Origin of the sequence: Parageobacillus thermantarcticus (assembly GCF_900111865.1) — a bacterium.
Classification (GTDB): Bacteria; Bacillota; Bacilli; order Bacillales; family Anoxybacillaceae; genus Parageobacillus; species Parageobacillus thermantarcticus.
In genome coordinates this window covers 1-25,352 of the sequence record NZ_FOJS01000002.1, presented here as the reverse complement: position 1 = coordinate 25,352, position 25,352 = coordinate 1, and the positions used below count along the sequence as shown (strand labels likewise).

The 25,352-nt window shown below is 47.6% G+C and carries 18 protein-coding genes, 4 pseudogenes and 1 riboswitch; of the genes and pseudogenes, 16 read left to right on the top strand and 6 right to left on the bottom strand.

The features are described from left to right. Window positions 1-42 precede the first annotated feature (42 nt). Window positions 43-897 (bottom strand): annotated as a pseudogene (locus tag BM278_RS02160) (aldehyde dehydrogenase family protein); the annotation flags it as partial. Between the two features lie 334 nt (window positions 898-1,231). Here BM278_RS02160 and BM278_RS02155 point away from each other — a divergent pair. After that, complete coding sequence (locus BM278_RS02155; RefSeq protein WP_090947767.1) at window positions 1,232-2,854, top strand: bifunctional metallophosphatase/5'-nucleotidase; 1,623 nt, start codon at window positions 1,232-1,234, stop codon at window positions 2,852-2,854. A 43-nt stretch (window positions 2,855-2,897) separates the two neighbouring features. Here the strand turns inward: BM278_RS02155 and pepT are convergent, their stop codons facing one another. Next, window positions 2,898-4,130, bottom strand: coding sequence for a peptidase T (gene pepT / locus BM278_RS02150; protein WP_090947766.1), 1,233 nt, complete (start codon window positions 4,128-4,130; stop codon window positions 2,898-2,900). 174 nt (window positions 4,131-4,304) lie between these two features. Next, window positions 4,305-4,439, top strand: a riboswitch (FMN riboswitch). Between the two features lie 152 nt (window positions 4,440-4,591). Between pepT and BM278_RS02145 the strand changes: the two genes are divergently transcribed. Next, on the top strand, window positions 4,592-5,173 hold the full coding sequence (locus BM278_RS02145) for an ECF transporter S component (protein ID WP_090947765.1): 582 nt from the start codon (window positions 4,592-4,594) through the stop codon (window positions 5,171-5,173). 60 nt (window positions 5,174-5,233) lie between these two features. On the opposite strand, the gene BM278_RS02140 is transcribed toward BM278_RS02145, so the two are convergent. Beyond that, window positions 5,234-5,851, bottom strand: a complete 618-nt coding sequence (locus BM278_RS02140; protein WP_090947764.1) for a sulfite oxidase-like oxidoreductase — start codon at window positions 5,849-5,851, stop codon at window positions 5,234-5,236. A gap of 297 nt (window positions 5,852-6,148) precedes the next feature. Here BM278_RS02140 and BM278_RS19550 point away from each other — a divergent pair, with 297 nt between their 5' ends. The 4 genes from BM278_RS19550 (at window position 6,149) to ubiB (ending at window position 9,800) form a co-directional block, all read left to right on the top strand. Beyond that, on the top strand, window positions 6,149-6,946 hold the full coding sequence (locus tag BM278_RS19550) for a GNAT family N-acetyltransferase (protein WP_425272956.1): 798 nt from the start codon (window positions 6,149-6,151) through the stop codon (window positions 6,944-6,946). Between the two features lie 270 nt (window positions 6,947-7,216). Continuing rightward, the gene (locus BM278_RS19085) at window positions 7,217-7,306 is read left to right on the top strand and encodes a putative holin-like toxin (protein WP_244151067.1); all 90 of its coding nucleotides are present in this window, start codon (window positions 7,217-7,219) and stop codon (window positions 7,304-7,306) included. 479 nt (window positions 7,307-7,785) lie between these two features. Then, a complete protein-coding gene (locus tag BM278_RS02130) occupies window positions 7,786-8,076 on the top strand; it encodes a phasin family protein (RefSeq protein ID WP_090947763.1) in 291 nt (96 codons plus the stop codon). A gap of 47 nt (window positions 8,077-8,123) precedes the next feature. After that, the gene (gene ubiB, locus BM278_RS02125) at window positions 8,124-9,800 is read left to right on the top strand and encodes a 2-polyprenylphenol 6-hydroxylase (RefSeq protein ID WP_090947762.1); all 1,677 of its coding nucleotides are present in this window, start codon (window positions 8,124-8,126) and stop codon (window positions 9,798-9,800) included. Between the two features lie 376 nt (window positions 9,801-10,176). On the opposite strand, the gene BM278_RS02120 is transcribed toward ubiB, so the two are convergent. Continuing rightward, window positions 10,177-10,728 (bottom strand): glutathione peroxidase, encoded by a 552-nt coding sequence (locus BM278_RS02120; RefSeq protein WP_090947761.1) that lies wholly within the window; start codon window positions 10,726-10,728, stop codon window positions 10,177-10,179. 111 nt (window positions 10,729-10,839) lie between these two features. Between BM278_RS02120 and BM278_RS02115 the strand changes: the two genes are divergently transcribed. Then, window positions 10,840-11,562, top strand: coding sequence for a hypothetical protein (locus BM278_RS02115; protein WP_090947760.1), 723 nt, complete (start codon window positions 10,840-10,842; stop codon window positions 11,560-11,562). 41 nt (window positions 11,563-11,603) lie between these two features. Here the strand turns inward: BM278_RS02115 and BM278_RS02110 are convergent. Continuing rightward, window positions 11,604-11,763 (bottom strand): annotated as a pseudogene (locus tag BM278_RS02110) (MBL fold metallo-hydrolase); the annotation flags it as partial. Window positions 11,764-12,093: 330 nt separating this feature from the next. On the opposite strand from BM278_RS02110, the gene BM278_RS02105 reads away from it, so the two are divergent. The 3 genes from BM278_RS02105 (at window position 12,094) to BM278_RS02095 (ending at window position 17,499) form a co-directional block, all read left to right on the top strand. Continuing rightward, the gene (locus tag BM278_RS02105) at window positions 12,094-13,656 is read left to right on the top strand and encodes an NADH dehydrogenase subunit 5 (protein ID WP_425272955.1); all 1,563 of its coding nucleotides are present in this window, start codon (window positions 12,094-12,096) and stop codon (window positions 13,654-13,656) included. Continuing rightward, window positions 13,653-16,289 (top strand): DUF2309 domain-containing protein, encoded by a 2,637-nt coding sequence (locus BM278_RS02100; RefSeq protein WP_090947759.1) that lies wholly within the window; start codon window positions 13,653-13,655, stop codon window positions 16,287-16,289. The genes BM278_RS02105 and BM278_RS02100 overlap by 4 nt, the downstream gene beginning before the upstream one ends. Before the next feature lie 253 nt (window positions 16,290-16,542). Next, entirely contained in the window at window positions 16,543-17,499 is a 957-nt protein-coding gene (locus tag BM278_RS02095) for a carbon-nitrogen hydrolase family protein (RefSeq protein ID WP_090947758.1), read from the top strand. Window positions 17,500-17,798: 299 nt separating this feature from the next. On the opposite strand, the gene BM278_RS02090 is transcribed toward BM278_RS02095, so the two are convergent. Next, a complete protein-coding gene (locus tag BM278_RS02090; protein ID WP_090947757.1) occupies window positions 17,799-19,049 on the bottom strand; it encodes a Gfo/Idh/MocA family protein in 1,251 nt (416 codons plus the stop codon). A gap of 363 nt (window positions 19,050-19,412) precedes the next feature. Here BM278_RS02090 and BM278_RS02085 point away from each other — a divergent pair, with 363 nt between their 5' ends. The 6 genes and pseudogenes from BM278_RS02085 to BM278_RS02060 all read left to right on the top strand — a co-directional run. Then, window positions 19,413-20,456, top strand: coding sequence for a nucleotidyltransferase family protein (locus BM278_RS02085; protein WP_090947756.1), 1,044 nt, complete (start codon window positions 19,413-19,415; stop codon window positions 20,454-20,456). Further along, window positions 20,453-21,670, top strand: a complete 1,218-nt coding sequence (locus tag BM278_RS02080) for a glycosyltransferase family 4 protein (RefSeq protein ID WP_090947755.1) — start codon at window positions 20,453-20,455, stop codon at window positions 21,668-21,670. The genes BM278_RS02085 and BM278_RS02080 overlap by 4 nt, the downstream gene beginning before the upstream one ends. Next, window positions 21,651-22,788: pseudogene (locus BM278_RS02075) on the top strand (glycoside hydrolase family protein). Before BM278_RS02080 ends, BM278_RS02075 begins: the two are co-directional and overlap by 20 nt. Continuing rightward, a complete protein-coding gene (locus tag BM278_RS02070) occupies window positions 22,739-24,163 on the top strand; it encodes a phosphomannomutase/phosphoglucomutase (protein WP_090947753.1) in 1,425 nt (474 codons plus the stop codon). Before BM278_RS02075 ends, BM278_RS02070 begins: the two are co-directional and overlap by 50 nt. A gap of 143 nt (window positions 24,164-24,306) precedes the next feature. Next, on the top strand, window positions 24,307-24,753 hold the full coding sequence (locus BM278_RS02065) for a hypothetical protein (RefSeq protein ID WP_090947752.1): 447 nt from the start codon (window positions 24,307-24,309) through the stop codon (window positions 24,751-24,753). Between the two features lie 239 nt (window positions 24,754-24,992). Then, a pseudogene (locus BM278_RS02060) lies at window positions 24,993-25,352 on the top strand (transposase); the annotation flags it as partial.

Below are 25,352 nucleotides of genomic sequence, written 5' to 3'. Positions count from 1 at the left end.
GGAAAGCGTTGCTGCTTTGCGGCCAGCCTTTTTCTTTTTTTGCTAAAACGGATAGCGGCGGTACTCTTTTTGAATCGACACCCATTTTGTCATCGTAAATTCTTCGACAACCCACGGGTTTCCAAAACGTCCGATTCCGCTCGCTTTCGTGCCGCCAAACGGAACGGTTGGGCTGTCATTCACCGTCTGGTCGTTAATATGTGTCATGCCGCTTTCCACTTGCAAGGCGAGTTGTTCGCCTTCGCTTACATCTTCGGTGAAAATCGCTGAACTTAAACCGTATTCGGTGTCGTTCGCCATCGCGATCGCCTCGTCGTCAGATGCGGCTTTAATGATGGTCGCGATCGGAGAGAACAATTCGGTTTGCGCGAGTTTGCTGTGATTATCGACATCGATGAATACCGTCGGTGTTAAAATGTTGCCGATCCGCTTTCCTTCAAGCGCCATTTTCGCTCCTTCTTTTTTCGCTTCTTCCATGATCGCCAATGCTTTTTCGATTTGTTTTTCGTTAATCAATGGGCCGATGACTGTTTTTGGATCGCGCGGGTCGCCATAGGGAAGCGCTTTCGCCCGTTCGACGAATTTTTCGACAAACTCGTCATAATGGTTTTGATGGACGATGATGCGGTTAATAATCATACAAATTTGCCCTTGGTGGATAAACTTGCCGAATATCGCCGCATCAACAGCGCGGTCGACGTTGGCATCAGCGAGAACGATAAACGGGTTGTTGCCGCCAAGTTCGAGTGCGACGCGTTTTAACATTCCGCCCGCAATCGCGCCGATATGTTTGCCGACGGCGGTCGAACCAGTAAAACTAATAAGCTGTGAATGCGGATTTGTTAGCATATCGTCGCCGATTTCATCGACATCGGTGAGAATGACGTTTAACACTCCTTTTTATATAATGTATTTTTGCATTCATGATTTTTTGTTATGCATGGTTAGGATAAAACAAGCGATGATTGGAAGCTACAACCGCTTATCATTGAATGAATGGATGAAGTGCGGGAATTTATGTAACAAGTAAACGCACGAAGCTTTTTTCCCCACTGGACTTAGGAGCCGGATTTGATACAACGTTAGGATTTGGACGAATGAATGTTGTATAAACTAGAAAAAAAGCTATACAAATTTATAAAAAATTTACAATATTTTCGCAGAAAATAAGCAGTTTGTCGCTATTATTTTTCATGATAGGTAGAAAAACAAGGAAAGGGGCAATAATGAAATGAGATTTTCCTCTAAATGGCTAAAAGTGGGTTTCCCTGCATTAATGTTATCGGCTACGCTCGCTTCCGGAACCGTTTTTGCGGATGGAAAAGCTGGCGGCGTAAAAACGGATGCGCATCCACATCGCTATATTGATGTGCAATTGCTAGGCATTAACGATTTTCACGGACAGCTTGATGTCACAAGAAACGTCGGGGGAAAAGCGGTCGGGCGCGCGGATTATTTAGCCGCTTATTTGAAGCAGCGGGAAGCGGAAAACAAAAATACGCTTCTTGTGCACGCGGGGGATGCGGTTGGGGCTAGCTCGCCCGTATCGGCGCTGCTGCAAGATGAGCCAACGATCGAATTTTTAAATAAACTAGGCTTTGATGTCGGAACGCTCGGGAACCATGAATTTGATGAAGGGGTCGACGAAATGCTTCGCCTCATTTACGGCGGGATACATCTAACAACCGGATATTTTCGTGGCGCGGATTTTCCATATGTGAGCGCGAACGTGGTCGACAAAAAGACAGGCAAACCGCTTCTTCCGCCTTATGTCATCAAAAGAGTAAACGGGATGCCGATTGGCTTTATCGGAGTCGTCTTGTCCGATACGCCAAGCATTGTAGATGCAAGCGGTGTGGCGGGGGTTTCGTTTACAGATGAAGCGAAAGCGATTAACGAAGCGGCAAAACAGCTAAAACGGCGCGGGGTGCGTGCGATCGTCGTCCTCGCCCATAATCCGGGGGTTTCCAATAAAGATGGTTCCAATGCGAATGGAGAAGTGGTAGACATTGCGAAAAAAGTCGATGATGAAGTAGACGTTATTTTTGCCGGCCATAATCATGCGTATTTAAATGCGGAAGTGGACGGCAAGTTGCTTGTGCAATCATATTCTTACGGGACCGCTTTTTCCGATGTGGATGTAAAAATTGACCCGCGAACAAAAGACATTGTTGCGAAAAAAGCGGAAATCGTGACTACTTATCAAGACGGCATCAAGCCGGATGCGGAGATTGCGAAGCTAATCGGCAAGTATGAAGAAAAGGTCGCGCCGATTGTTAACCAAGTCGTCGGCACAGCGCAAACGACGATTACCAGCAAACAAAATGCAAGCGGTGAGTCGGCATTAGGAAATTTGATTGCGGACGCGCAGCGGTCGGCGCTGAAAACCGACTTCGCCTTTATGAATCCTGGCGGCATTCGTGCTGATATTGAGCAAGGGGAAGTGACATGGGGAGAGCTGTATAACGTGCAGCCATTTGGCAATCAATTAGTAAAAATGACGCTTACGGGAGGACAAATCCGCAAACTGTTGAACCAACAATGGCAGCCGAATCAAACGCGCATGCTGCAAATTTCCGGCCTCACGTATACTTGGGACGCAAGCAAACCGATAGGGGACAAAGTTGTTGATATTTATTTGCCAAATGGTGCGAAACTCGATCCAAATGCGGAATATACCGTTGCGGTAAACAGCTTTCTCGCTGATGGAGGGGATCACTTTACGGTATTGACAGAAGGAAAAAACCGCGAGGCAGGACCGGTCGATTTGGATGCGCTCATCGCTGCTTATATTCAACAGCTTCCGCAGCCGTTTGCCGCTCGCATCGAAGGGCGCATACAAAAGTTGCGGTAAAGACGAAGCTGGTTCCAAAACGAAGTTGGAACCAGCTTTTCTGTTACGCTTTTTGCTCGAACAGCTTGATAATTTCAATAATCACGTTCGTCGCTTTGATCATGTTATCGACGGAAATATATTCATAGCGGCCATGGAAATTTTCGCCGCCGGTGAAAATGTTTGGCGTCGGCAGCCCCATGTAAGATAGCTGCGAACCGTCGGTGCCGCCGCGGATCGGCGTAATTTTCGGTTCAATATTTAAGTTTTTCATCGCCTCATAGGCGATATCGACGATTTCGCGGACCGGCTCGATTTTTTCGCGCATGTTATAATATTGGTCTTTGATCTCGATCACAATCCGCTCTTTTCCGTACGTTTTTTGCAAGTTTGCCGCGATTTCCTGCATTTTCGCTTTGCGCGCTTCGAATTGCTGGCGGTCAAAGTCGCGGATAATGTAATAAAGCGTTGTTTCTTCGACGTTTCCTTGGAAGGAAAGCAAATGGTAAAATCCTTCGTATCCTTCCGTATGCTCAGGAGCTTCGTTGGCAGGAAGCTGGCGATGAAATTCCATTGCGATTTTCATCGAGTTGATCATTTTGCCTTTGGCCGTCCCCGGATGGACGTTTTTCCCTTTGATCGTGATTTTCGCTTCTGCGGCGTTAAAGCTTTCGTATTCCAATTCGCCGAGCGGGCCGCCGTCGACCGTGTAGGCAAATTTAGCGCCAAATTTAGCGACATCAAACTTATGCGGGCCTCTGCCGATTTCTTCATCTGGCGTAAACGCGACGCGCACTTTGCCGTGTTTAATTTCCGGGTGCTGGATTAAGTAGGACATCGCCGTCATAATTTCCGAGATTCCCGCTTTATTATCCGCGCCAAGCAATGTCGTGCCGTCGGTAGTGATAAGTGTATGGCCTTTGTAGTTGGAAAGTTCAGGGAAATCTTTTGGAGAAAGGACAATATGTAACGCTTTGTTTAAAATGATATCGCCGCCGTCATAATTTTCGACGATTTGCGGCTTTACGTTGGCGCCAGTAAATTCGGTCGCCGTGTCCATATGTGCTAAAAAGCCGATCGTCGGCACCTCTTTCTCGGTATTTGCCGGCAATGTTGCCATCACATATCCGTTTTCGTCCATCGTCACTTCTTCCATGCCGATTGCTTTTAATTCTTCCACCAACATCTTGCCAAGATCGAGCTGTCCGGGAGTGGAAGGGCAAGTATCGCTGTTCGGATCAGACTGGGTATTGACTTGAACATACTTTGTGAAACGTTCAATAATTTCTTCCTTCATGATCGTCATCTCCTTACATTTGCTATCTTTTTCCTCTTTTATTTTATCATAAAAATGAAAAGCGATGTTGGCGATAGGAAATACAGTATGACAAAGATGAGTTTCCTGTTTGTGTAAGCTAGATGGTAGACGCAATGTCCATGAAAATGGTACAATGTTAAAAAAATAATGTGGATTCATCTTCGGGGCAGGGTGAAATTCCCGACCGGCGGTGATGAAGCGAATGTGCTTCTCAGCCCGCGAGCCGTATAGGCACGATCCGGTGCAAATCCGGAGCCGACAGTATAGTCTGGATGGGAGAAGATGAAGGTTTGCCGGCGTTCGAATGGTGCGCGTTCGAACGTCTGTTTGAGTTTGCCTTTTTCTCCCTTAAGTGTGAAACTTAAGGGTTTTTTATTTGATGCTCAAGCGGCAACCTTCTTCTTGTGAGGATGAATCACGAGAAGGGGAGGAGAATAGACATGAAAAAGCTGAATGTTCGCGCGTTTGTCTTGATTGGAGTATATAGCTCCGTCTCATATTTGCTGATGCTGTTAAACTTTCCGCTTCCGCCATTTCCAAACTTTTTATTGGTCGATTTCAGCGACGTTCCAGCATTGATCGCCGCGCTTCTGTACGGACCGCTGGCGGGAGTGTTCGTGGAATTGCTAAAAAACGTGCTAAATTATTTCATAGTCGGCAGCCCTACCGGCGTTCCAATCGGGCATATCGCTAACTTCATGGCCGGGATTACGTTTATTTTGCCGACGTATTATGTGTACCACAAAACAAAATCGAAAAAAGGCATGCTGCTTGGATTGGCCGCTGGCACTGCCGTAATGGCGCTGGTGATGAGCGTATTGAACTACTACGTGTTTCTGCCGGCATATACGATTTTTTTAGGCGCTCCGGCAATGAGCGCTCCGGAAACAAAAGCGCTCATCATTTCTGCCATCTTGCCGTTTAATGCGGTAAAAGGCTCCATGATTGCCATTGTCTTTATGCTTTTGTTTGTACGGCTCAGTCAGTGGCTGCAAAAACAAACAGCAGTCCATCATGTTTAGTCATAATAAGAGGACCCTTCCTGAGTGAAGTGGTCCTCGTTTTTCGTTCGGAAAGTTCTGTCACCACCACTTCAACGTGCCGGCTTGATCGGCAAACCGTTCTTCTTTAAATGGATTGGCGGTCATCGAATAGCCCCGTTGTTCCCAATATCCCGGCTCGTCTTTTTTCATAAACTGGATGCCCGACGCCCATTTTGCTCCTTTCCATAAATAAAAAGATGCAGGCGGAATAAAGCGGAGCGGGTAGCCATGTTTTGGGGAAATATCCTGCCAGTCATGATGTTTATCTTTCCAGCGGTACACAAACAACGCGTCATCGCCCATGAGCGCTTCAAGCGGCAGGTTCGCCGAATAGCCGAAGCGGTCTCCGTTTAAATAGCCGTGAATTTTCACGTACTTCACATCCGGCTCCAGTTCGACAAAGCGCAAAAATTCGCGAAAAGCGATCCCTTCAAACGTTGTATCAAACTTCGACCATGTCGTCACACAATGCATATCGATCGTCGCTATCGTTTTTGGCAGCTCCATCACTTGCTGATAGGAAAGAGAGACTTCTTCTTTCACATCCCCAAATAAGCGGAATTCCCATGTTGATTCATCAAATTGATAGACATCCCCCTCATGGAGAATCGGCCATTTTTCCGTTTCAAACTGGCCTGGCGGCAGTTGTTTTGCCATCCGTGTGCACCCTTTCTTTATGTATTTGTTTGTATAAAATAATACGGCGAGAAAGTAGTGTATGCAACTATTTGGCAGGAAACAACCGGATACGTATCGAATAAACGAATAGGTGCAAATGGCGCAGAAAATATCGTTCGCTGCATTTTGAAGTTTTATCATTGTTCATGACGGAACCATTTTTTTCAATAATATCTATTGTTTGGCAACGGATATTACAAACGTACCGCACAAAAGCAATGACGGCTGCAAATGTGCTTGAAAAAGAAATGATTTCAAAAATGGAGGGGGATCACGGTGAACTTTCGCATCTATAGAGATTTATCCAGAGCAAATTGGCAGGAGATGAAAGATGTGTACGAATCCATCGGCTGGACAAAACATACGGAAGAAGTCATCCAGCAGGTATTTCAAGCAAGCAATATCATTACACTTGCCTTTTGTGACGGCCGCATCGTCGGATTCGGCCGCGCGCTTTCCGATGGCGTGTTTAATGCGGCGATTTACGATGTCGTCGTTCACCGCGATTTTCAAGGATGCGGCATCGGAAAAGCAATTGTGGAAGATTTGCTTGATCAGCTGCAGCATATTTCCTGCGTTCATTTGATTGCGACGACGGGAAACGAGCCGTTTTACCAACAAGCAGAAAAGACATTTTTGAAACAGAAGAAAAAAATTTTGCGTTTGCTGCCGGAAGCGGACGTGCAGCATGTCGGAAGCACGACGATTCCCAACAGCCTTACCAAAGGAGACCTTGACATTCAAGTTCGGGTTCCTGCAGAATTGTTTACCACGGCTGTTGAGAAGCTATCCACTTTATATGAGATCAACGAAGGAAGCGTGCAGACGGATTATTTCCGCGCTTTTCAAGATGATACGCTCGACCCGCCATTAGGTGTCCAACTAACCGTCATTGGTTCCGAGCTCGACGTTTTTTGGAAATTTCGCGAGGTGCTGCTTGCAAATGACACGTACAGAGCGGAATACGACGAATTGAAAAAGGCATATGAAGGCAAAAGCATGGAAGCGTATCGGGAAGCAAAACAGCGATTTTTCGCGCGCCTGATGGAAACGCCGGAGTTTCAACGGCTGTAAGAGGAGAGGAAAAGTTTCTTGTTGCTTATCATTTTGAGGCAGTTATGGCAAATCGTTGAATGATGCAGATAAGTATATGGCCAGTTCGCAAATTTTTTCATGTTGGTCGGGGTCTACGGTACAATAATTTTGCAATTGAAAGCAGTGCCTGCCTTATATTAAAAATACGAATATATATTCGTGTTTTCTGGAATTTATGATATAATAAACATGCACAGCTGCATGCAGGGTGGGCAGTGGCTACTCCCTTGAAGAGAGGGGGTGCTGCTGATGATTACTGTTACAGATGCATTGACATTAATGATTTCTTTTGCATCTTTGATTGTAGCAGTAATCGCTGTTTCTAAAGATAAAAAGTAACCCACCCTGCTAGGCCCAAGTTAGGGTAGGTTACTCTCCCAAAATTTTCGGGCCACTGCACTTCTTGCAGTAAGCTGTGTATCGATGGGACATTGGTTGCCGCCAATGTCCGTTTTATTTTATGCCATCAATTTTATTATACTCATACTTCGTTTGTCATGACAAGAAAATTATCCGTTTTTCTGTGAGAGAGAAGAAAAGAAGCGAAAGATAGGTTCGGGTGCTTTTGGTGCGTACATATTGTTTATTTTTGCAAATGGCGGGAGAATGGAGATGCTGATAAAAATATTCCAAACTCCCAAGCTAGATCGTGTTTGTTGGCACCATTTCACTATATCGAGCATTGAGTAATAGTAAATTTCCAGAAATGTTTTATGTTGGTGCGAAAGTAATGACATTCAGTTTGTTGCAAGTGGTGCCGATTTTATGAGATGATAAAATTAACTAAATAAAAACAAATATGAGGAGGATATGGAAAAATGGCTTTTATGAAAAAATGGTTGGCATTTGGTCTCGGTTTGGCTGTGATAGGTAAGGAACAAGTAGAAAAGTTTGTCGATGAGTTGGTGAAAAAAGGGGAATTATCTTTGGAAGAGGCGAAGGATATTATGGATCAGTGGATTCGGCAAAAGGAAGAAAGAAAAGCGGAATTGCAGCGTATTGTGCACGAACAGCTCAAACAAATGGTGGACAAACTGGATTTGGCGACAAAAGAGGATATTCGAAAATTGGAACAGCGAATTGAGAATTTAGAAAAAAGTGACGAATAGACGAAGGAAGTTTAAAAAGGTTCTTGCCATTAAAGGAGGGCGGATGGATGGTTGGGAAAAGGATGCGCCATATGAGCCGTTACCGTGACATTGCCATTGCGTTGATTCGTCATGGATTTGGAATCGTAGTCGAAGAAATAGGATTCGCTCCGTTCCTCTCCCTCCCGCAAAAGATGTTTTTTGATGCGAAAGAAAAAGAGGCAAAAACCACTGGCGAACGAATTAGGCTTGTTCTGCAAGAATTAGGTCCGACCTTCGTGAAATTGGGGCAAATCGCAAGTACGCGCCCCGATTTGCTTCCGGAAGAGATTATCCGTGAATTGGAAAAATTACAAGATCAAGTTCCACCTTTTTCTTTTGAAGAAGTGCGCAACATCGTTCAGCAAGAATTAGGGGATGACTTAAATAAAATTTTTCGCCAGTTTGCGGATGTTCCACTCGCCGCCGCTTCGATCGGGCAAGTTCATCAGGCGATCTTGCATTCAGGTGAAAGAGTGGCTGTCAAAATTCAACGTCCGAACATCGCCAACATGATTGAGACAGACTTGGAAATTCTTCAAGATTTAGCTATTCTTGCTGAACGTCGGCTTGAATGGGCCGCACGGTATCAAATTCGCGATATGGTCGATGAATTTTCGCGTTCTCTGCGAGCAGAACTTGATTATACGATCGAAGCGCGCAACGCCGAGAAAATCTCGAATCAGTTCAAAAATGACCCGAACATCTATATTCCGAAAGTGTTTTGGGAGTATTCCACCAAAAAGGTATTAACGATGGAATATGTGGAAGGCGTCAAATTCAATGAACTAGAGCGACTGAAGCAAAATGGCTATAATCTGAAAAAGCTGGCGGAGCGTCTAGCGAAGGCGATCTTTCAGCAAATTTTTATCGAAGGCTTTTTCCATGGGGATCCCCACCCCGGAAATGTGTTGGTGCTGCCTAGAGAAGTGATCGCGTTTATCGATTTCGGAATGGTAGGGCGGCTGAATCCTGAGATGAAATATCATTTTTCTTCATTGGTTATTGCTCTAATGCAGCAAAGTACAGATGGGGTCATTAAATCGATTTGCCAAATGGGATTGGTGCCGGATGATGTGAATTTGATGCAGCTGCGCGATGATGTAGAACAGTTAAGAGAAAAATATTACCATGTTCCGTTAAGCAAAATCAGTCTTGGCGAAGCTGTCAACGACCTGTTCCGCGTAGCGTTTCGCCACTCCATCCGCATTCCTAGAGATTTAACGTTATTAGGAAAAACGTTGCTGACGGTGGAAGGAATGGTGGAAAAACTTGATCCTGATTTCAGCATCCTCGATATTGCCGAACCGTTCGGGCGTCAGCTGTTAAAAGAGCGATTGCGCCCGAAAAACGTAGCGGAAGTCGTATGGAAACGCGTTTCCGATTATGGAGAAATGCTGATTGGCTTTCCAAAGAACATGAAAGAATTAACTTCTTTAATCAAACAAGGAAAACTTCATCTTGAGATCGACGTCCCTGAGCTGGACCATTTTTTGAAAAAATTAGATCAAATCAGCAATCGCTTATCGTTTAGCATTGTTTTATTGTCTTTCAGCATTATTATGGTGGGGATTATTATCGGTTCTTCGATGGGAAGGCAATCTACATTGTTGTGGAAAATCCCGGCGATCGAGATTGGTTTTGGCGTAGCGACACTGATGTTTGTATGGCTGTTATATTCGATTTTCAAGTCGGGGAGATTTTAGCCGTTAAACCTTTGGCAGCAAGTTATCAAGCAGCCGCTACAAATGTGATTGAAAAGGAATCCGGACTTTTTTTGTTGAAACACACCTAGGAATCTCTTGCGGATAAAAAGCCTTGCTTCGTTGGTCGGGAAAATGAAGTCCCGGAATGGTAGCAAAAACAACACGCGATTTTATTTTCCACAATCTAGTTTACTGGACGGGATCGAAAATTACTTAGTAATCGATCGGGAATCGAGATGGAGATATTTCTGTTTACTGTGAGAGGGTCGTGTGCTAACCTAACACGCCGACAGTTAATGAGGCGGCGATATTCGCCGTTTGCGCCCACAAAAGTGGGCTGTTTTTTTCGGCGAATAATGGAAACACCTGTGCTTTTTTATGCGTTGACAAGCGCTGCGACGTCTTGTTCAAAGTCGATCGGCTCTTCAATTGGTTCGTATCGGCGAACTACTTTACCGTTACGATCAATGAGAAATTTGGTGAAGTTCCATTTGATTTCATCCCCAACCAACCATTCCGGGTTTTTTTCCATAATCATCAGTTTTAGAATTTTTCCGTTCGCGCTTGTTTCATCAAACCCTTTGAATGGGGCTTCTTTTTTCAAATATTGAAATAATGGGTGGGCGTTATCGCCGTTTACTTCAATTTTAGCAAAAATAGGAAAAGTCACTCCGTAATTTCGTTGGCAGAAAGCAACGGCATCTTGGCTGCTTCCCGGCTCTTGCCCGCCAAACTGATTGCACGGAAAACCGAGAATTTCAAAGCCATGTTCATGATATTTTTCATATAATTTTTGCAAATCTTGGAATTGTGGTGTAAATCCGCAGCGGCTCGCTGTATTCACAATGAGCAACACTTTCCCTTTGTAATCAGATAAAGAAACCGTTTCTCCGTTCGGTTTTTTCACTTCATAATTGTAAATGGACATAAACTCACTCCTTTAACGACATTTTTTATATTAATTATTAAATAATAAAATAAATAAATTGTAAAATCATTTGCCTTTCGTCTGCCACCATTTCGAGGGGGGAGGAACATTTTGGAAAAGCTGCTGTTGTTTTTCGCCGCTGCATCGATTGGAATCGCTTTGCGTTTTTTCGTTTTAGGAGAATGGGAGTGGAAGCAGTTGCTTATTGCTTCTTGTTTTTTAGGCGGCGCCCTGTTGATTTGGGGAATCGAACGATGGCTTAATCGACTTGATGCTAGGTATGAAGAAGCGGAGGACGAAGATGTTTGGCATACGCATATAGCGGAACGATTTTGGACGGGAAAAAAGCGTTTGTTTAAGGGAACCAAAAAGATGGGGGAGTTTTGGCGCTTCTTTCCATGTCCATGGCAGCGTATTGCCAATAGCATTTTGTCCGATCAAAATCAGTGGTATTTAAATTTGTCTTTTGCATTTGCCGACGGAACGTCTATACAAATCATAGAGCAGCGTGAAAAGTTGTTTCGTGTGAATGATGTATGGCATATTGTGCAAAACGGCGCGGTTGTCGCAGTTGCGCGTACGGATTATTCATGGAGAAACAAATTGAAACTGCGCGAGCGGATGATTGTGGAGATACAGGGAAAAACGTTGTTTTTTCAGTCACCGGAATTGGTTTCTCGCACAGAAGTGTGGTTAGATGGAAAATTGATTGCGGAAGGGAAACGTCCGCGGCAGCTGCGCTGGCGCTATACGTTTCGCGTAAACGAAGGATACGAAGAATGGGAACGAGTGCTCGTTGCAGCGTATGTGTTATTTAATTACGCATATCACTAATAAAAGTAGCGCCTCCTGTCTGTTTGCAGGAGGCGGATCCGTTAATGAACGTATTTTCCGTAATCCGGCACGGCGATGCGGTCAAAATCGCGCGCTAGCTTTGCCAACCCCTTTTCGAAGCTTTTTCCCTGATACTGGCGCTCCATGTCCTGTAACAGCCGCTTCTGGTTGCAATGCCGCCAGCTTTTTTACCGATTTTTTTCATCCGCTATGCGGCAGATTGCATGCATTAGCGTGTGGCGGTCATCGTTTGTTTCTGTGGCAAAAGTGAAAAACTTAGAACAAGAGCGGAAAAGTATTGACAAACAATATGTTTCCATATTAGATTAAATAACATACAAATAAAATTTGAATTTTCTGCAGTTCGGTAGACTTTCAAACAGTCCGTTTGTGGCGGAGTGGTTGAAAGTAAACCGAATAGTGGAATATGTACAATTTGGTAGATCTTCAAAAGGCCTTATAGGCTCGTTGAAGATAAACCGGCTATGTACACTCGATGCCATTCGTGTGTCCTTTTAAAAAGGAAGCACGATGGATGAAGGTGACATAGCCGGTTTTTTTGTTGCGGAAAAGAGAGGGGGATTTGGGTTGGTTTGGTTCATCTTGTTATTCGCAGCGGTAGGAATGGTTCTTATCAGTTCTTTATTGCTGTTGGATCGGCGTGTGCCGCTAAGCTATGTGCGGGTGCACGTAGGAATGATGCTGTTGCCGATCGCCGTGGCGTTAGCAGGGCTGATTTTTGCTAATCATCACGCTGTAGTTGGATTATGGCGTTCCGATATGCTCGGCTGGTTTATGGCGCTGTTTATTTTGACGCTCGGCTGGATCATCGAGCGCTTTTGCCTTCATTATTTGCATGGCGACCGCGCGTATCGAAAGTATTTTACACTGCTTACGTTTACCGTTAGCGCCGCGGCGCTGACATGGCTAGGCAACGATATTCGTTTGCTTATTCTCTTTTGGGGCTTGCCGTTATTGGGGCTGACACAACTAACACGGTTAAAAAAAGAATGGCGTCCGGCGCGAATGACAGCGGCGCGCATGGCCGCCGTATTTTCATTAAGCTGGCTTGCCTTGTTTGTCGCTGGTTTATGGTTATGGAGCGCAACGGGACATTGGCGGCTGTCGCTTGCTTTATCGTCAGAAAGCATCCGCCATCTCGAATGGTGGGAAAAAACAGGGCTGAATGTGCTGCTTGTTTTGGCGGCGATCATCCCGGCGGGGCAATGGCCGTTTCAGCGCTGGCTGTTGGAATCCGCGGTGACGCCAACGCCGATTTCCGCGGTTATGCACGCTGGATTGGTCAATGCAGGCGGTCTTTTGCTGACAAGATTTTCTCCGCTATTCAACGGCGATGTATCACAAATGTTGCTGATTGTTCTCGCTTCCATTTCGGTGCTGATCGGTACTGGGATTAGTTTCGTGCAAGTTGATTACAAACGGCAATTAGTTGCCTCCACGATGGCGCAAATGGGATTGATGCTCATTCAATGTGCGTTAGGCGCTTATGTGGCGGCGGTAATTCATTTAGTGTTGCACGGTTTGTTTAAAGCAACGTTATTTTTGCAATCCGGTTCAGTCGTGCCGCATCCGAATCAAACGATCCGTCTATCGCAAAGATTGTCCAAAACATGGCGGTTTGCCGGAGCGGTGGGCGGCCTTATCGTAGGGGTAACGTTTTTGCTTATGTCGCCGGAAGAAAACGCAAAATGGCTGAGCGCTCTTATTCTCGGCTGGTCGCTGGCGTTTGCGTGGGAGCGGCTCGCTGCTTTTGAGAATGGACGGATGACTAGCCTGCTTGTATTGGCAGGGGCGGCTTTCGCTTCTGGAGCGGTGCATGGGGGTCTGATGATGCTTTTGCATAAAACGGTGCCACCTAATTCGAGTATCTCCGTTGCTACGGAGGCGACAGCTGTCTTGATGCTAGCAGCCGGCGGATTGGCGAGCATATGGCTTTCCACCCATCGTTCATCTCACGTGTTTGCGCGATTGTATATGTGGCTCGTCCATATGGGCGAACCGCGCTTAAAGTCGATGGAAAGCCATCCGCGTTATCTTGCCGATTATTTGCAGAAGGAGGTCGTTAATGGATGAACACGACAATCGCATCGCTCGAACGTCCGAACGTACGCAAGCAACGGGCAGAAGATGCTGCGGCGGTCATCGATGTGGACGAACTTGTTCAAAATGCCAGCAAAGCAATCGCCCCGCTTTGGCCGATTGCCACGTTTATCGCTCGCCATCCGTGGCTGGGGCTAGAAAATCTTCCGTTTGAGCAAGTGGCGCGCCGTTTAAAAGCAATGCAAAATATTGATATTTATCCAAGCATGTCCATGTTGCGAGCGGCTCAGCGGAAAGGGGAATTGAATCTAAAGTTTTTGGAAATACGGCTGCAGCGCTGGCTGGATGAGCAATCGCTGGCGTTGCCGCGCGAGGAAGCGGAACGTTTTTGCCGCGCCGCGCTTTGGCATGAAGAAATTCCAAATCAAGTGTTAACATCTCCGCAGTTAAAAAGCTTGGCAGCGAAAGCAAAAGGCATGCGATTGCCCGAAGATGCAACACGTTTACCAATCCGACCGCTAAGCCTTCTTCTTGAACAACAGGGAGAAGGGGAATGGGCGCGTATGCTTGACCACCATATGATTAAATGGTGCAAATTATTTTTAGATGAATCGCAAGCTTCATGGCCGCTTCCATATCGGGAAAAAGGGTTTTACTACGCATGGCGGAAACTGGTGATCGACGACCCATCATTAAATAAACAGCAGCGCAAACGCTTGAAAGATTTGCCGGCAAATGCCGAAGACGCATTGCGTCAGGCGTTAATGATGCTTGGTATACCGCATGAAGCGATGAAAGACTATTTGGAAGCGCATCTTCTTTCCTTGCCGGGATGGGCAGGAATGCTACAATGGCGTTCGCAGCAGTCCGGCCAAGCGCATTTGCTGCTTGTGGATTATTTAGCCATTCGCCTTTCGCTCGAATGGGCGTTGATTGCGCCTTATTTGCCAATTGCGCAATACAAAGAGGACGATGAAACGCTTCTTCTTCCGCTTCTTGCGGCTTGGATGCATTGGGGAGGATTGACGCCGGAAGAATGGATGCGCTTGCCACAAGCGGAACAGCAAGCGCGGTTATCTTTGGCTGATCGCTTTGATAAGATTGTTCGCGGCAAACTTTGGCTAGAAGCGTGGGAAGATACGCAAGAGGCGCAGCTAAAGGAGAAGATTGCGTTTGATTCTCCAAACAACGAGCAAAAACAAGCGATCGCCCAGCTTATTTTTTGTATCGATGTTCGTTCCGAGCCTTTCCGGCGCCATTTAGAGCAGGCAGGGTCGTTCGAAACATACGGGTGCGCCGGTTTTTTCGGCCTTCCTATCAAGACGCGCGAGCTGGACAGCGGCTATGCGCACGCTTCTTGTCCAGCGATCGTAGAACCGTTGCACGAAGTTCGCGAATATGCATCAGCAGCAACTATCAAAGAATACCGCAGCCGGCGTAGCGTTCCGCTTTCGCTTAGCCATACGTTTAAAAAAATGAAACAGCATTTGATGGCAAGTTTGTTGCTTCCAGAAATGAGCGGGCCGTGGCTCGGTTTGCACACCCTTGCCCGAAGTGTAGCACCGAGCGGAGCGGGCCGTGCCTTTCGTCAGTTTTTAGACAATTGGTCGCAAAAGCCGAAAACAGAACTTTCGCTTGATCGGGAATCTTCATTGGAAGCAGCGGATCTTCCTGTAGGTTTTTCCGCTGAAGAAAAAGTGCGGTACGTTTATCGCCTGCTAAAAGGAATGGGGCTTACAAGCCGCTTTGCGCCGCTTGTCGTTGTCTGCGGTCATGAAAGCGAAACGACGAACAATCCTTACGCCTCTTCGCTTGATTGCGGCGCATGCGGCGGAGCAGCGGGAGGATTCAATGCACGGGTGTTCGCCGCGCTTTGCAACCGAAAAGAAGTTCGCGAAGGTCTTGCAAAGAAAGGCATCGTTATTCCCGAAGACACCGTTTTTGTTGCAGCCGAGCATCTGACAACGGTCGATGAGCTTCGCTGGCTGTATGTGCCGGCGCTTTCGGAAGCGGCGCAAAACGCGTTTGAGATGTTGCAAGGAAAGTTAGAAGAAGTAAGCCGCAACGCAAATAATGAGCGGTTGGCGAAATTGCCGGGATTGGGCCGCAAAACGAAAGATCCGCTTGCCGAGGCGCGCCGCCGCGCGGAAGACTGGAGCGAAATCCGTCCGGAATGGGGGCTCGCGGGGAATGCCGCGTTTATTATTGGGCGCCGTCAGCTAACGAAGCATTGCGATTTAGAAGGAAAAGTATTTTTGCATAGCTATGACTGGCGCGAGGATCCGTCTGAAGAGTCGCTGGCAAACATTATCGCCGGTCCGGTGACTGTTGCGCAATGGATCAACTTGCAATATTACGCATCGACCGTCGCTCCGCATTACTACGGAAGCGGCAGCAAAACAACGCAAACGATCACCGCGGGAATCGGAGTCATGCAAGGAAACGCGAGCGACCTGCTTGCTGGGCTTCCGTGGCAGTCGGTAATGGCGTCCGACCATGAAATGTTCCATTCGCCGCTTCGCTTGCTCGTCATCATCGAAGCGCCGCGGCAATATATCGAGCGCTTGCTCGAAGACGATCCTCATTTCCGACAAAAAGTGCAAAACGGATGGCTCCGTTTAGTTTCCATTGACCCGGACAACGGGCAATGGGAAAAATGGTCATAATTAATCGCATGCGCGTCATCGTTGATCCATGCATGGAGAATATCGCTTTGCCGCCATCGGCCATAGAAGGCACTAACTGTTTCATGACAAAAGTTAGTGCCTCTTTTTTCTTGTTTTGAATGAAAAAAAAGATGGTTATATTACCGTTAAATTTACAGAAAAGTAAAAATAATGTTTTCAAAACGATAAAGGATTATTTTTCGAAATGAAGAATAATTAACAAAAAGAACAATAAAAAAGAGGAGAGTTTAAAATGGCGAACAAACAATCTCATGTGCGCGTAGCTGTCGTGCAAGCGGCTTCCGTGATTATGGATCGAACAGCAAGTACGGAAAAGGCGATTTCATTAACGAAACAAGCTGCTGAAAAAGGCGCGAATATCATCGTATTTCCAGAAGCTTTTATTCCTGCGTATCCAAGAGGGCTTACTTTTGGAACGAGGGTTGGAAGCCGTTCGCCAGAAGGGCGAAAAGACTGGCTCCGTTACTGGGAAAATTCCGTAACTGTGCCAAGTGAAACGACCGAAATGTTAGGAGAAGCAGCCCGTAAGGCAGGAGTCTATCTCGTTATTGGTGTTGTTGAGAGAGATAACGAGTTTAGTAGAGGCACTCTTTATTGCAGTGTTTTATTTTTTGGACCAGACGGCACTTTGCTTGGAAAACACCGAAAGCTAAAACCTACAGCTTCTGAACGAATCATTTGGGGGGAGGGGGACGGAAGCACTTTGCCTGTTTTTGATACGCCGTACGGAAGAATAGGGGCGCTCGTTTGTTGGGAAAACTATATGCCGTTGGCGAGAGTTGCGATGTACGCCAAAGGAGTCCAAATTTATATCGCGCCGACGGCAGATGCTAGAGAACTCTGGCAGTCTACGATTCGCCATATTGCCGCGGAAGGAAGATGTTTCGTGCTATCCTGCAATCAGTATGTCACGAAGGATATGTATCCTACGGATTTAGCCTGCTATGAAGAACTGGCGTCAGTCCCTCATGAGATGTGCGTTGGAGGAAGCGCGATCGTCGGCCCATTGGGAAATTATGTTCAGGAACCTGTCTATGGCAAGGAAGACATTCTTATCGCTGATTTGGATTTGCGTGACATCGCCTATAGTCAATTTGATTTTGATGTGGTCGGCCACTACTCAAGGCCGGATGTATTTCAACTGTTAGTCAATGAAGAGAAAAAAGATAGTGTGAAATGGATAAAATAACGATATGAATGATGCTGTTTTGCTTTTCTGAAAAGAAAAACAATGCCGATTTCTGATAGAATGAAAGAGGAAAAAGCTTTGTGCTTATTCGCTGCCATGAAAAAAAGAAAGCGGTTTTTTAGGAAGGCAGCGATGTTTCGATTTCTAGCGCCAGAATGATAAAAATTAGAAACCGCCAACCAATCGTTTTCTGATGGTTGGCGGCTTTTTTTGCGCGACAGACAAGCAAATTTTTTCGGATGATGCCCAATGAAGAATGGTAGAGAGAATCATAGATTGTTCGGCGAAGAGTACTGCGATTAGCCCTCCTGCCATGATTCTGAAGCAGTGCAAGATTCAGCCAAAGCTAAGTCAGCAATGGCGTCATCAAGCGTCACTAACCCGCTCCAGTTCGGATCTTGGATCATCCGACATAAGTCCAAGAAGCGGGCTTGGGCCATCGCTTCGTACCATCCTTGTCGATCAGACAATGATAACGTCCGCCGATATGGCAGGCGGGAAATGAAAGAAGAGGATCGATGATCAGACGTAGGCGCATCGGAAGACAATCGCGATGCGGCCCATGCTCGCACTTGTTCGTAAGCGTCCGCTCTTGGCTGCATCGGCACGGTGTCAAGCAGGGCGTCGATCTGCTTCGCCTGTTCTTCTGTGAGCATGCCCTCGACGTACAGACGTTGAGGGATCCAGCCTTCGAGCACAATCCGCCCTTGAGCGCAGTGGACTTCCCACTGCGTCGACTCAGGAGCGTCCTTCTCCATTGTGAATCCATGGTAATACTGAACTGGTACGTACTCGTTCAAAGATTTGGAGCCTGATTCTTTTGTAGGCAATTGCGTTTCCCGTGCATGGCCACGACGCATGCAGCCGAGGTGAATCACGCTCGCCCACACGCGCGATTGTTCGCCGCTTGCCTCGGTGATGGCAAAACCGTGCGCATCTTTAGGCTCGCCAAACCAGTGTCTGCCGACTTCAAAGAAATGAACTCCATGTTCGATAAAGATGCCGCCGCTTTGGTTTCGGTTCCAGAACCAATGTCCCGGTGTGACGCGATGTGCAGCGTTGTGGAGGCTGGCATGATACACACGCCCCAATAGACGGTGGCGGATCATCCATTCGACTGCTTCCACCAGCGGGTTGTAGCGCAAGACGAGGTTGACGGCGAACGCACGCCGTTGCTTTGTGGCGAGATCGGCATTGTCTTTTAGCGCCGCTGCAGTCAGCGCCCCTGGTTTTTCCAAAAGCACGTGTTTGCCTTGCATCAATGCAAGTTTGCTGAGCGAAGCGTGAAGATGGGGCGGCGTCGACAAAATCACCACGTCGATATCCGGATCGCGAATAAGCTCGACTGCTTCCCGGTACTCGCGCGGGCTAGCGACATCCCCTTGACGTTGGCGATAGGCGGCCAGCACGCGCTGGCGTTTTTCGTCAGTACGGCCGGCAACAGCCGTCAATTGAAATTCAGGCAATGTCGCGAGCGCGCCGGCCAAGAACGCAGCAAAAGCGCCTGCACCGGCGATGCCTACACGGTATGGTGGGAGCGGATAAGACATGGCGTCCTTCACCTTCCTCCATCTTGCGTAAATCGTATTGTTAGCAATTATATTATATCTATAAATTATACCGCGAGACATCTTTTAGCCACCCTCGTTTTGCGTTCGACTAGCAATGGGTGATGCATGTCGGCGCAGGTACGATCATTTTGTAGGGAGGAGGAGAGCATATCGCACAATAGTAAGAGCGTTTTACTTGCCATTTTCGGGTAACATTATGTATACTTATTATTAGCAACCAGATATATTGAGTGCTAACAACCAAAGTTCTCATCTTTCATTTTTCATTCTTCCATCTGTTGTTTCGGCTGTTAATATAATCAGCAAATTTTACGAAATTGGAAACCATGGAGGGATGGCAAAATGAAAGCATTGCTGCTAGCTGGAGGTTTAGGTACACGGCTACGCCCATTAACAGAAAACTTGCCAAAACCGATGGCACCCATTGCAAATCGTCCATGGTTGGAACACCTCATCATTCACCTGCGTGAACAAGGCGTTGATCAGTTTATCGTAGCCGCACACCATTACCCTGATGTGATTCGTCGGCATTTCGAAGACGGTCGACGTTGGGGAGTGAAGATTGAGTACGCTCTTGAACCGTTCCCGATGGGTACGGCCGGAGCCATCAAGAATGCGGAGCAATTGCTTGATGAGCGGTTTTTGGTCGTCAACGCCGACATCGTTCACTTGCCACAGTTGATTCCTCTCCTAGATTTTCATCGACAGCACGGCGGAATCGCCACCATCGCACTAACGAAAGTAGAAGATCCTTCATCATACGGAGTAGTGGAACAAGACAATAGCGGACGGATTTTGCGGTTTGTGGAGAAGCCGCGCCCGGAAGAAGCGCCGTCCAACCGAATCAATGCCGGATTGTATATCTTTGAACCGGAAGTGATGCGTTATATTCCGGCGCAGCGTGAAGTTTCTATTGAGCGTGAAACGTTCCCGCGCTTGATTGAGGAAGGTGCCGGTGTATACGGCATGGTCAGCAGCGGCTATTGGCGCGATATGGGGACGCCAGCTCGTTATCGCCAAGTCCATTGGGATGTGCTTAACCGACGGTTTCCTCTGCCCATGCATGGACGTCAAATTCAGCCGGATGTTTGGGCGGAGGAAGACGTCGAATTCGGTGCTGGTGTCCTCTTAGTACCGCCGGTTTTGATTGGAAATAACGTGAAAATAGGTGACCAAACAGTGATCGGTCCATACGCCGTCATTGGTGATCATTGTCGTATTGGCGCTCACGTGCATTGTTCGAACTCTATTCTTTGGGACTACTCGGTTGTGCGCGACAACAGCCGTCTCAGCAACAGCATTTTCGGCTACCGAACTGTGGCGCCGGCCGGCGAAGTGTTCAACAATTCAATTATTAACCAACCAGGAGAGGTGATGCAGGCATGAAGCGGATTGCCTACGTCAGCACATATCCGCCGCGCCGTTGCGGCATTGCTACGTTTACTGAACATCTTCTTCAGAGCGTGCGTATCGCTGGCAAACGGCGCGATGTAGATCCAGTGATTGTAGTTTATAACGAGAACGATGACGACTCGGTTTACCGGAACGATCCGAAATTTTGGCCGCTAGCAGCAGAGGATCGCGCCGCTTACGCTCGGATGGCGGAAAGAGTCAATCACAGTGATGTTTCGGTAGTCGTTTTGCAGCACGAGTTTGGCATCTTTGGCGGCGAAGCGGGAGAATATATACTCGATTTTATCCATGCGCTGAAAAAACCGCTCGTTACAACGTTTCACACGATCTTTGCCGATCCTCAACCGCCTTATCGCCACATTCAGCAACAAATCGCCGCTGCGAGCGATGCGATCGTAGTTATGAACCGTCAGGCGATTCCATATTTAACTCGAGCGTTTAACTTGTCGGAAAGCAAAATCTTCTACATTCCGCACGGTGCGCCGGTGCCGCGCCGCGAGGAACGGGATCGCCTCCGCCGCCGCCTTGGCTTTGCAGGACGCAAAGTCATGTTTACGTTTGGATTGCTTAATCGCGGAAAAGGCATCGAGTCGGTGCTTGCCGCTTTGCCAGGCGTTGTTCGTGAAGTACCGGAGACGCTGTATGTCATCGCCGGACAGACGCACCCTGAAGTGAAAAAACGCGAAGGGGAAGCATATCGTGAAGAGCTGCTGGAGATGGTTCGCCGCCTTGGGTTGGAAAATAATGTGCAAATGATTAATCGTTATTTCAGCGAAGAGGAACTAGTCGACTACTTGACAGCATGCGACCTTTACGTCACCCCATATCCGGGAATGCAACAAATTACAAGCGGCACTTTGGCTTATGCGGTCGGCGTGGGCCGTCCAGTCCTCACAACGCCATATGAACATGCCCGCGATTTGTTGCGCGGTTGCGAAGACCTATTATTGCCGTACGGCGACACAAAAGCATGGGAACGACAACTGCGGCGGTTGTTGGCTGATGAAGCTGCTTTGCGGCAGTGGGAGGAACGGATTTGGAAGATTGGTGAGGCGACGCATTGGCCGCGCGTTGGTGAACAATATGTGCAACTATTTGCACAAATCTGTGGAGAAAAGGGCGGTGAGGAAACAGCGGCAGTACGATTGGAAGGAGAGGTGAAGTCCGTTGTCTCCGGCAGCCGTTAAGTTTGACCACTTGGAACGGTTGACCGACGATACGGGATTAATTGAACATTGCCTTGGGCGCATTCCGCGCCGTCGTGAAGGATACTCGACCGATGATAATGCGCGCGCCATTTGGGCGTGCGTGGAGTGGCTTGATTTGCTTGAAGACGATGAATCTGGGGAACGCCGGAGGCTATACCGGCTGCTCGATCGGTATTTAGCCTTTCTGCTCTGGGCACAGAGAGAGGACGGCACGTTTCAAAACAACTTTCATTTTGACCGGACGCCGGAAGCAGAAGCGCACTCGGATGACTGCTTGGGCCGATCCATTTGGGCGGCGGCAGCGGCGTATGTGAGCCTTGATGATGATGCACGGCGCCGCGTCGTTGCCGAGATTTTTCGCCGAGCGCTTCCAGTGAGCGGCGAGATGCAGTTTTTGCGCGGCCAAGCTTGGGGACTTGCGGCTTGCTGCTTGATGTTGTCCAAGCGAAATAACGGTTTGGCTTTGCCTTTTGGTGTCACCGAGGCTGACCTCACCAATTTGGCGGACGTCTTTGAGCAGCGTTTGCTCGCCGCTTACCGCGCGCATCGGACGGATCATTGGCGGTGGTTTGAGCCGCAAATCACCTACGCCAATGGACTTCTGCCGTGGGCTCTCTTTGTGGCGTACCGGTATCATGGACGTGATGAAACGTTAAAAGTAGCGAAAGAGAGCCTCGACTTTCTGACGGCAAAGATGAGTGGGAGCAACGGTGTCATCCGTCCTGTCGGCAATCGCGGTTGGTGTAGCAGCGACCGGCGTGCTGATTGGGATCAGCAGCCTGTCGACGTGATGAAGCTGGCTTTGGCTGCCCGCGAGGCTTATCGGGTGTTGGGCGACGAAACGTACCGTGAAGTCGTTCGTCGCTGTCGCAATTGGTTTTACGGCGATAACGATCTTGGAACTCCTCTTGCCGATCCGAGCGACGGGAGTTGCTGTGACGGTCTTAACCCGGATGGCCCGAATCCGAACAGGGGTGCTGAGTCGACACTTTCCTATTTATTGACGGAAGCCATGGCACAATCCTTGCAATTGGAGGTGGTTTCACGATGAATTTTTCGATGGAGCAACAATCTGTTCTACCAACACACGTGTTTAAGGAGTACGACATTCGTGGACGTGCTGGGGAGGATCTCGATGAGAATTTTGCCTACTTGTTAGGATTGGCGTTTGCGGAGATGGTCCAACAAGCCGGTGAGCAGAAGGTAGTGGTCGGCCATGACAACCGCATCTCTTCCCCAACATTGCATCGTGCGCTGATTGCAGGGCTTAGCCAGGCATCGTGCCGAGTGATCGATATCGGTCAAGTGACGACCCCGATGTTTTATTACAGCCTCGAGCACACTAACGTGCCGTGCGGTATTGTCGTCACCGCTAGCCACAATCCTGGCGATGAAAACGGATTTAAGATTGCGATGAATAAGACGACCATTTACGGTGAGCGCATCCAAGAACTGCGGCGGACAATGGAGCGGATTCGCCAAACACAAGGAGTGAACCGCAGCGATTCGTGGAAAGAAGAATACGTGGAGGCGCTCGACATCAAGCCAGCCTACTTAAAGATGCTAGAAAGCAAAATCAAGCTAGGGGCGCGCAAGCTTAAAGTAGTGGTTGACTGCGGTAACGGAACCGCTTCGATCATTGCTCCGAAAGCATTGGAGGCGTGGGGATGCGAGGTCGTGCCTTTGTATTGCGAATCTGACCCGACGTTCCCTAATCACCATCCAGATCCGGTCGTGCCGGAGAATTTGAAAGATTTGATTGATACGGTGCGACGGGAAAAAGCAGACATTGGTTTGGCGTTCGATGGAGATGGCGACCGGCTGGGAGTTGTCGATGAAGCAGGAAACATCCGCTGGGGCGACCAATTGATGATTTTATTCTGGCGCGAGATTCTCCGCCGCTATCCGGGAGCCGAAGCGCCGGTTGAGGTTAAATGCTCGCAGGCGCTCGTTGAGGAAATTGAACGGCTTGGTGGCAAACCGTTCTTCCATCGCACAGGTCATTCGCATATCAAAGCGACGCTGCGTAGCCGTCCAGAAATTCCGTTTGCCGGCGAGATGTCCGGACATCTGTTCTTCAATGACGAGTTCTACGGTTATGATGATGCTTTGTACGCGGCGGGACGGCTGTTGCGCATACTATCCAACGATGACCGCAAGCTGTCGCAGCTGTTTGCCGACGTCCCAAGCTATCATGCTACTCCGGAGACGCGCGTGCCTTGTCCGGAGGAGAAAAAGGCGGAAGCTATCGCTGCGGTAAAACGGCGGTTTGCGAACAGCCATGAAGTTGTCGATGTGGATGGCGCCCGCATCCAGTTCAAAGACGGATGGGGATTGGTGCGTCCGTCGAATACGCAGCCGATCCTTGTGCTGCGTGCTGAAGCCGCGTCACCGGAAGCATTGGCCGATATTAAACAACAGCTGGCCGATGTGCTTTCCAAGCCGCCGCTTAACTTGAACATCACGTGGTGAAGCGGTACGCGATCGGACCACGATTGATATCGGCGCTGACTCGAATGGCCTATGCTATCGGGTCAGCGCCGTTTTTTCTTTTCTTATAGATATTGGATCAACCGATTTTTGACGGTACCTTATGTTATAAGGGGGGAGAGAAGATGGGAGAAGTGAAATATATAAAAATAAACATCCTTTTGCTACTTGCGATCATACCTCTTTCTGTTGTTGATCATTTATTTGCGGTCTATAACGAATCTTTGTTTTTCCTGTATGAATGGCTTCTTACGTTACTGATTTTATGTTCAACCATTTTATCCATCATAAGCATTGGGAAAATAAAGGGGAATCTCAAGTGGGTTTCTATCTCCATTTTAGCCTTTCTTGTTCAATTTTCAGTACTTAGTTTGTTCTTAGGCCCTTTTACTCGATATGCTTTATTCTCTGTATTTTATATTGTTACATTTTTTGCGACTATTATTTTTATTATATCTTTTAGAAAAGCGGAAACATTCAAATGGATACCGATGGTTTTTATAATCGTTTCTGTAATATTCACGTGTTATATGTTGCTGTTAAATAGTTTATGGGGAAGAGATGTGAGTTAAGTTTTTATCGTTCGAGAATACTTTTTCTAATGTTAATGAAGGCGTTGCAAAACTAAAGATGGAGGTTATGAATAAGGTTGCAACATAACACATACAGTAATCGTTTCCACTCCGTCACTCTTTCACCCACTTGAAATACCTGTTCTATCTCACGGTGGAGTTTCTAATTTTTGGAGATGGTTAAAATCAATAAAAACTGTAGATGAGCAAAATCACTAACATAAATTTACATCGAAACAAAAAAAGGATTTCACGTCATCGCGATGCTCAAAACGAACCGGATTCTCTATCCGAAAGGCATCGCCATCCAAGCCAAACAGTTTGCCCGCTATATCGAACCGAACGACACCCATCTCGTCACGGTGGGAGAAGAGCGTTATCGCGTGTATCGCTACGAGGGAGCGCTGAAAGGTCTCGATGATGCCGTAGTGCTGCTCGCTTGGAAAGCCGATCAGCCGATGACACCCGAACATCTTCACTGCGTCTTGAGCACCGACCGGGAGCTAAGCGATGAAGAGATCTTGCGCTACTATGCCCAGCGTTGGTCGATCGAATGCTTTTTTCGACAAGCGAAAGACCAGCTGAAGCTCGATGGGTAC